7 protein-coding genes are annotated in these 8,007 nt (G+C 66.5%); 4 read left to right on the forward strand and 3 right to left on the reverse strand.

The features are described 5' to 3' along the window. The first annotated feature begins 809 nt into the window (after window positions 1-809). Entirely contained in the window at window positions 810-1,688 is an 879-nt protein-coding gene (locus tag VKG81_RS01930; protein ID WP_324389175.1) for a class I SAM-dependent methyltransferase, read from the forward strand. Window positions 1,689-1,697: 9 nt separating this feature from the next. On the opposite strand, the gene VKG81_RS01935 is transcribed toward VKG81_RS01930, so the two are convergent. Next, the gene (locus VKG81_RS01935; RefSeq protein ID WP_324389177.1) at window positions 1,698-3,590 is read right to left on the reverse strand and encodes a glycosyltransferase; all 1,893 of its coding nucleotides are present in this window, start codon (window positions 3,588-3,590) and stop codon (window positions 1,698-1,700) included. A 77-nt stretch (window positions 3,591-3,667) separates the two neighbouring features. Next, entirely contained in the window at window positions 3,668-4,648 is a 981-nt protein-coding gene (locus VKG81_RS01940) for an NAD-dependent epimerase/dehydratase family protein (RefSeq protein ID WP_324389179.1), read from the reverse strand. Between the two features lie 110 nt (window positions 4,649-4,758). On the opposite strand from VKG81_RS01940, the gene VKG81_RS01945 reads away from it, so the two are divergent. Both VKG81_RS01945 and VKG81_RS01950 read left to right on the forward strand, forming a co-directional pair. Then, window positions 4,759-6,111, forward strand: coding sequence for a wax ester/triacylglycerol synthase family O-acyltransferase (locus VKG81_RS01945; protein WP_324389181.1), 1,353 nt, complete (start codon window positions 4,759-4,761; stop codon window positions 6,109-6,111). Window positions 6,112-6,115: 4 nt separating this feature from the next. Then, entirely contained in the window at window positions 6,116-6,604 is a 489-nt protein-coding gene (locus VKG81_RS01950; RefSeq protein ID WP_324389183.1) for an NUDIX domain-containing protein, read from the forward strand. Window positions 6,605-6,656: 52 nt separating this feature from the next. Here VKG81_RS01950 and VKG81_RS01955 read toward each other — a convergent pair whose 3' ends face one another. Then, window positions 6,657-7,142 (reverse strand): lipoprotein LpqH, encoded by a 486-nt coding sequence (locus VKG81_RS01955; protein WP_324389185.1) that lies wholly within the window; start codon window positions 7,140-7,142, stop codon window positions 6,657-6,659. 139 nt (window positions 7,143-7,281) lie between these two features. Here VKG81_RS01955 and VKG81_RS01960 point away from each other — a divergent pair. Further along, window positions 7,282-8,007: haloalkane dehalogenase (locus VKG81_RS01960; RefSeq protein ID WP_324389187.1), on the forward strand; the 726-nt coding region annotated here is incomplete at its 3' end.

The raw sequence follows: 8,007 nt of genomic DNA on the forward strand, positions 1-8,007 counted from the left end.
TCCGACAACGGTGCTCCTGTTGTCATACCTGGTCGATTATCCGCTGAGGGTACGACGCGCCGATCAGCGCGCGTGCGTCTGCCGCCGAATGATCACGACAAGCTTCCTATCGGCCCCACCGTTCGGCCAGCCGTGCAGCACCTTCGCGGTCCGGTGTCGCGCCAGCCCAACGGCATCCTGTCGCCGCAGTCGCTTCGTCGCTCGAGCTGTACAGGGATCGCCCGGTCGGTAACGCAGGAGTTGCAGCGGCCACGGCCCAGCGAGTGTGGCTGGCCTCGAATGTGACGACAACCCGGCTGACCCCAGCCGCCGCTTTCGTGGATTGCTTGAGAGTGCCTTTAGCGGGGTCTGCGGCGCCCCGTAGTGAACTAGCAAACTCTCCCGTGAGCACATTTTGAGCACAAGAGGGGGACAGTCACAGTTAACTGTCGTCAATCACTGTCATGTCATTCAACAGCTAGAACCCATTTCAGTTCGCTGACCAGGTAGCTGAATAGGGTTCAAATCCCTCCGCCACCGCCACGATCGTTAACGCATCCGCCCAGACAGATGCGATTTTCGACTTTGCTAGCAACCGCTGGGGCGTGCCGAAGGTGCCGCTGCGGCGGGACTAGGTTCAGTGTGTCGCCCGCCGACAGCATCCTCCCGGCGGAGGCGGCCGAGGACGACCGACATTGGCTCTCGTGGGGCCGTTCCCGGCGCGCAACCGCACTACGTCAGCGCGCAACCGCACTACGTCAGATTGACTGTGACTCCGGCCGTTCTAGTGTCGATACATCGGCAGGTTCAACCAGGGGAGGAGAGTGTGAATGCTCGACCGTCTTAGAGCGGCCGCGCGCCAGAAGCTGCAACGAGCGGTCACAGAGGTGGTCGAACCCCGGCTCGATCGATCAGATGAAGCGCAACAGGCCAGGCACGACGAAAGCCTGGCCCGCCTCGACGCGTTGACCAAGGCCCTGGAAGAGCGGCTCGACGCGTTGACCAAGGCCCTGGAAGAGCGGCTCGACGCGATCGACGAGCGCTTCACGGCCGTACACGACCGCCTCGCCGAGATGGAATTCCGGGCCCGCCGCGACATGTGGTATGCGCTCGACGCCACCGCGGCGCGGGAGAGCGCGACATACGCGCTCGATCACTTCCCGAAGGCGCGGTGGTTCTGGCATCCGCACGACACGCTGCGGTTCGCGCTCGGCGAGGTCAAGGTCGCCGGCCTTGCGCTGGAGTTCGGCGTCGCAACGGGAACGACGCTCACGATCATCGCCGAGGCCCTGTCCGCCGACCACACCGTCGTGGGTTTCGACACCTTCACCGGGCTGCCGGAGACCTGGCGCACCGGGTTCCCGGCCGGGACGTTCGCCCAGGACAAGCCTCCAGACGTGCCCGGCGCCCGCCTCCTGGCGGGCCGGTTCGAGGACACTTTGCCGGAGTTCCTTTCCAGCACCGACGAAGAGATCGCGTTCCTGCACATCGACTCCGACCTGTACTCGTCGGCCAAGACGGTGCTTGACCTGGCCGGCGATCGTCTGGCATCCGGCGCGGTGGTGGTGTTCGACGAGTTCTTCAACTTTGCAGGCTGGCAGCAGCACGAGTTCCGGGCCTGGATCGAGTTCGTCGCCCGCACCGGGCGGGGATTCGACTACCTCGGTTACACCGGCAACAACGAACAAGTCGTGGTCCGGTTGCACTGACCGGCCACGTCAGCCACCTGCGTAAAGCCGCGTCCAGTTCTGACGGCTGACCAGCTCCGGAAACGCCTCCCGGTACGCGAGCTGCACAGTGTGCGCTTCCTTGCGCAAGCGCCGCAACGCTTTCCGGGCCCGCTTGGAGAGCCGCTTCAACGCCTGCTTGTCGCGCCGGCGAATCCTGATCCCGGCTTGCGAGGCGTCGGTGATCACGGCGAAGTCGAACAGCGAGACATGCCACCAGAACGAGTCCGCCGTCGGGATCGAAACCGGACCCGGGATCGTGCGGCCGAGCCATTGGTACACAAGGCGCTTCGTCAAGACCATGTTCATCCGGTCCTTGCGGGGCAGATAACCGTGCGGACGGATCGGGGGCACCGTGCCGGTCAGCTCGGCCGTCTGGATCGCCGGGTGCATGACGGTCTCGGGGTACTCGGCGCGCTCGGCACGGATCCGGGACAGGGCGGCGACCCCACCGTCGCCCAGCATCGAAGGGCCTTCGAGGAAATCCTCAACACCGCGAATCACCGTGTGCGCCAATCCGTATTGCATCGACGCGAGGTCTTCGGCGATCTCACGGGCCAATACCTTGCTGGTGGCGCGCGGGTTCATCTCGCTGTGCAGTGCGGCGGTGATCAACGCGTTCCGCACGCTGAAATAGCGGGTGAAGTCGTCGCGGTCCTTCCAGTGGAAGTCGGCGTGCCACACGCCGGCATTCGGAAGTGTCACGGTCGGATAGCCCGCGATCGACGCGCGCAGGCCGTATTCGATGTCGTCCCACTGGAAGAACAGCGGGATCGGAAGGTTGATCCGCGAAATCACCTCGGCCGGGATCAAACACGACCACCAGGCGTTGTAGAGCGCGTCCACCCGCTTGTTCTGGCGGAACTTCACCATGTCGGCGTTGTGCAGCGCGTTGACCGCCCACCGGCCCCCTCGCAGCTTGACCAGATCCAGTGTCTCCGCGCTGGTGAGCAGGTAGCGCGGATTCTTCAGGTAAAGCATCTGTGCGCCGACGAACGTCGGGACGGGGGTCACGTTGGCGAAGGCGTTGAGCCGCAGCACCGTCTCCGGTTCGCACAGGATGTCGTCGTCCATCAGGATCACGTTTGCGTGCTGCGTGATATTCGACACCTCGTACAACGCGCGGGTGAAGCCGCCCGCGCCGCCCAGGTTCGGCTGGCGCAGGTAGACCAACTTGTCGCCCAGTTGCGCCGCGACGTCGGCGAACAGCGGCCGGCTGGCCACCGTGTCGGTGCCCTGGTCGACGACGTAGATCGCGTCGATTCCGGCGAGTAACCCTTTGTCGCCGGCGAGCGCGGCGACGGTTTGCGCGCACTCGTCGGCGCGGTTGAACGTGCAGATCCCGATCGCGGCTGACCGGATCGTCTCGGGTGCCGAAACCGTCCACTCGAGGTCGGTGATCGTCACAGCGCCGCCGCCCGCGTTGCACTCCATCCATAGCGAGCCACCGTCGAGGAACTCGTTGAGCGGGGCCGACAACACGGCGGTACCCGCGCCGTCGACCTCGGTGCTGGCGATCGTGCGGTCTAGCCCGTGTGAGTCCGAGCCTCGCAGCAGCACGCGGGCCGGCCCGGCCGCGTCGAACGCCAACTTCAGCTCGACCTGCGTAGCGGTGGTCCATCGCTGGAAGTAGCTGGCCGGGAACCGGCCGAAATAGGTGTCGGTGTGTACGGTCGCGCCCTGCTCGAGCCGCAGCTTGTTGCGTTCACGCACAGCCCTGCCGCGGACGACTCGGGCGTACATGTCGTCGGTCACCCGCGGACTCGGGCCGCTGAACAGTCCACGGGCCACCACCAGCCGCTCCGGCGCCGGGTGGTCCGTCAGCGCGTTCTTCAGCGCTTCGGGGCTTACCCGGCCGGGCGCGACAGGTCCGCGCTCGCTCATCCTGCTCCTACGTCTGGGAATGGCCTCGGGAGGAGAGTAACAAGACCTGTGCGTCGCGCCAGCCGACGCCGGCGCGCTCAGAGCGCGTCGGCGAGAGCCTGCAGGGTCTCGCCGGACGTGTACGTCGGTTGCCAGCCGAGCTCGGACTTCGCCTTGGTGGTGTCCATGACCGTGGATGTCCGGGCCACGTGGAGCCACTCGAGCGCGGACGGCACGAACGGCGTCTTCGCGATCACCGCCGAGGCTGCGGTGGCGGCGGCCGCGGGGACCCGTACCGGTCGCCCACCCAACGCCCTGGCGACATCCGATACGGTGATCGCGCCGTCGCCGGCGAGGTTGTAGGCGCCCGGCGGCGCCGGCGAGGTCGCGGCCAGTGAGATCGCCGCCGCGACGTCGTCGTGGTGGACCAGCTGCAGCGGGTATCCCGGGTCGGGCACCACCGGCTTGAGGATGGGCAGCGCGCGGGTCGCGACCCGCACAGGCGCGGGGAGCTGATTCCACGGCATCGCATCGGCAAGCGCTTTCGCGTCCGGGCCGGCGACGATGCACGGCCGGAGGATGAACACCTCGAGCGACGAGCCGGCTGTCACCTCGGCGAGCATGGCCTCGCACGCGGCTTTCTGTTCGGAGTAGTAATGCTCGGGCGAGCCTCGCGGCGGCACGTCTTCGGTGAGCGGGACCGGGTTGTCGGCGTGATAGCCGTAGGCCGCGACCGACGACGTGTACACCAGCCGCCGCGGACGCTGGGCAGCCACGGTCGCCTCGAACACATTGCGGGTGCCGGCCAGGTTGACGAGGGCGCTTTCCTCGCGGGAGCCCATGATGATGAACGCCAGGTGCACCACCACGTCGGCGTCGGCGACCAGCGCCGTCACCGCGTCGCGGTCCAGGATGTCGCCCTGCCGGTACGTCGTCTTCGTCCACCCGTGCGTCGAAGGGTCGAACGGGCGGCGCGCCATGCCGATGATCCGTTCTACCGCGGGGTCTCGCTCCAACGCCGTGACGGCGGCGATTCCGATCTCCCCGGTCGGTCCCGTCACGGCCACGGTGAGTCCCATGCGTGAATCCTTCCCCAGCCGTCGGTTGAGCTGACCCAGAATGGCAAATCGTTGAATCACGTGGCGCGCGGGGATTACAAAGGGTCAGGACGCCAATGCGGGGAGGAACCATGAAGCTGATATCGCCGACGGACCTGATCTTTCTCTTGGGTGAATCTCGCGAGCACCCCATGCACGTCGGCGGGTTGCAGCTGTTCGAGCCGCCCGATGGCTCCGGGTTGGACTTCATGCGGGAGTCCTACGAGGAAATGCTCGCGCAGCGAGATGTCCAGCCGACGTTTCGCAAACATCCCGCGTTCTTCGGCGGCATCACCAACGTGGCGTGGTCAGTCGACAGCGACGTCGAACTCGACTATCACCTGCGTCGCTCCGCCCTACCGTCGCCGGGACGGGTCCGCGACCTGCTCGAAATGACGTCGCGGCTGCACAGCAGCCTGCTCGACCGGCACCGCCCGCTGTGGGAGGCGCATCTGATCGAGGGCCTCAACGATGGACGTTTCGCCGTCTACGTGAAGTTCCATCACTCGCTGATCGACGGCGTCTCTGCGCTTCGGCTGATGCAGCGCGCCCTCACATCCGATCCGGCGGACCGCGAGGTGCGGGTGCCGTGGAGTTTGCCGCCGCGCCGGCGCAAGACGCGGTCGCCGTCGGTGCTCGAGACACTGGGCCAGACCGCGGGGTCGGTTGCCGCGCTCGCGCCTTCGACGCTTTCGCTGGCCCGCGCCGCGCTTCTCGAACAGCAACTGACGCTGCCGTTTCGGGCACCCAAAACCATGTTCAACGTCCGGATCGGGGGAGCGCGGCGCTGCGCGGCGCAGTCCTATTCCTTGGAGCGGATCAAGAACGTCAAGCGCGGTGCGGGGGTCACGCTCAACGACGTCGTCCTCGCGATGTGCGCCGGCGCACTGCGCTCCTACCTCATCGAGGAGTCAGCGCTGCCGGAGACACCGCTGATCGCGATGGTTCCGGTGAACCTGCGCACCGAAAAGGACGCCGAGGGCGGCGGCAACATGGTGGGCACGTTCCTGTGCAACCTGGCCACCCACCTCGACGACCCGGCCAACCGCCTCGAGGCCATCAACCACTCCATGCAGGACAACAAGCAGGTTTTCGCCGAGCTGCCGCGTATGCAGCAACTGGCGCTGTCCGCGTTCATGACCGGCGGCCTCGTCTTTTCGCTGATCCCCGGCTTCGTGGCCACAGCGCCGCCGCCGTTCAACATCGTCATCTCCAACGTGCCGGGCGCGCGTGAACAGCTGTACTTCCGCGGCGCGCGGCTCGACGGCAACTATCCGCTGTCGATCGCACTGGACGGGCAGGCGCTCAACATCACGATGACCAACAACGGCGACAACATCGACTTCGGACTGGTCGGCTGCCGGCGCAGCGTGCCGCACCTGCAGCGGCTGCTCGGCCATCTCGAGGCGGCGTTGAAAGACCTGGAACGCGCCGTCGGCGTATAGATTCATGCCCAAGCGCAGCGCCGGCCTACTTCTCTACCGGGTCCGTGACGGCGTTGTCGAGGTGTTGATCGGCCATCCCGGCGGACCGTTCTGGGCGAGGAAAGATGATGGAGCGTGGTCGATCCCCAAGGGCGAGTACGCCGAGGACGAAGATCCGTGGGAAGCGGCCCGGCGTGAATTCGGGGAGGAACTCGGGCTTGCGGCGCCGGCCGGACCGCGGGTCGACTTCGACCCTGTCCGCCAACCGAGCGGAAAGGTGCTGACGGCGTTCGCCGTCGAGGCGGACCTCGACGTCACGAACGCGCGCAGTAACACCTTTGAAATGGAATGGCCGAAGGGCTCGGGGAAGCTGCGCCAGTTTCCGGAAATCGACCGGGTCGGCTGGTTCACGGTGGCGCAGGCGCGCGCGAAGCTGCTCAAAGGGCATGTGCCCGTGCTGGATCGGCTGATGGCCTGCCCGCACCTGGTTGGGCTGCGCGAAGCGCCGGAATGACAACGGCGGCGCCCTGTTGGGACGCCGCCGCCTGTCGTCGCGCTGCGGTGCGCTACGGGCAGGTCACGTCGATCTCGAAGGGCTTGTTGACCGGCTGCATCGGGTTGGACATGTCCACGCCCGTCGCGGTGCCCGTGATCTTGTACGAGTTGCCGTCCTTCGTCGCCTGGGCATTGGCTTGGCTCGGCGCGGCGTCGGAGTATCCGAGTGTCACGCCGTTGGCGTTGCCCAGTCCGACCGAGTGGACGACAGGGGGATCGGCGTCGCTGAGCACCGCGCCGATGCCGGTCGTCGCGTCGCCGATGCCGATGTTGACGTTGCCGCCGCCCGATACGCAGCTGACCGTGCCGTTGACGTTCTGGTCCTGGCCGTCGATGGTGACTTTCGCTGTGCTTGCGCCTGTGGTGGCGCTGGCCGAGGCGGTTGCGGCTGATGACGAGCTGGACGAGCTGGTGTTGGACTTGTTGCTCGAACAGCCGGCCAGGCCCGCGACCACAACCGCTGCGCCGGCTACGCCGACCAAGATCCCACGGTTCACCACTGCTCTCCTCTGTGTTGTCGTGGCCCGTCAGCATTGCCGGACCGTGCACAGAAGTATGGGGTGCAGCCCGCGAGTGGTCATGGGTTTGGGGGAAAAATTTGCCTCTGAGTCATGTCGCGGCGATATATTCGCCTGTATGAAGGCGTTGCGCACGCCCGACCAGCGGTTCGCTGAGCTATCCGACTTTGCTCACGCTCCACGGTATTGCGAAGTTGACGACGACGACGGTGGCCGGTTGCGGATGGCCTGGGTGCAGGACGGCCCCGAGTCGGCAGATCCGATTCTGATGTTGCACGGCGAACCGTCGTGGTCGTATCTGTATCGCCGAATGATTCCGATCTTCGCCGGCGCCGGTCATCGCGTGGTCTGCCCCGATCTGGTCGGGTTCGGCCGCTCCGACAAGCCGACCCGGCGCGAAGACCACACCTATGCGCGGCATGTCGAATGGGTCCGCGCGCTGGCATTCGACGTGCTGAACCTGACGCGGGTGACGCTGGTCGGGCAGGACTGGGGCGGGCTGATCGGACTGCGGCTCGCGGCAGAAAATCCCGATCGGTTCGCGCGAATCGTGGTGGCCAACACCGGGTTGCCGACCGGCGACCTGCCGATGCCGGAGATCTGGTGGAAATTCCGTCAAGCGATCCAAGAGGCGCCGACGATCGAAGTGGGCAGGTTCGTGCAGGCGGGCTGCCTGCGCCCGATGAGCGACGCGGTGCGGGCCGGCTACGACGCGCCGTTCCCCGACGACTCGTATTGTGCCGGGCCGCGCGCGATGCCGGGCCTGGTGCCGACATCGCCCGACGATCCCGCCGCGCCTGCCAACCGCGCCGCGTGGACGGCGCTGAAAGAAAGCAGCACACCG

Source organism: Mycobacterium sp. (assembly GCF_035314905.1).
GTDB lineage: Bacteria > Actinomycetota > Actinomycetes > Mycobacteriales > Mycobacteriaceae > Mycobacterium.

What these genes read in the sequence shown, in the direction of transcription:
- VKG81_RS01945 (WP_324389181.1), top strand. Translation starts at nt 4,759, where the DNA reads ATGAAGCTGATATCGCCGACGGACCTGATCTTTCTCTTGGGTGAATCT.
- VKG81_RS01930 (WP_324389175.1), top strand. Translation starts at nt 810, where the DNA reads ATGCTCGACCGTCTTAGAGCGGCCGCGCGCCAGAAGCTGCAACGAGCG.
- VKG81_RS01950 (WP_324389183.1), top strand. Translation starts at nt 6,116, where the DNA reads ATGCCCAAGCGCAGCGCCGGCCTACTTCTCTACCGGGTCCGTGACGGC.
- VKG81_RS01940 (WP_324389179.1), bottom strand. Translation starts at nt 4,648, where the DNA reads ATGGGACTCACCGTGGCCGTGACGGGACCGACCGGGGAGATCGGAATC.
- VKG81_RS01935 (WP_324389177.1), bottom strand. Translation starts at nt 3,590, where the DNA reads ATGAGCGAGCGCGGACCTGTCGCGCCCGGCCGGGTAAGCCCCGAAGCG.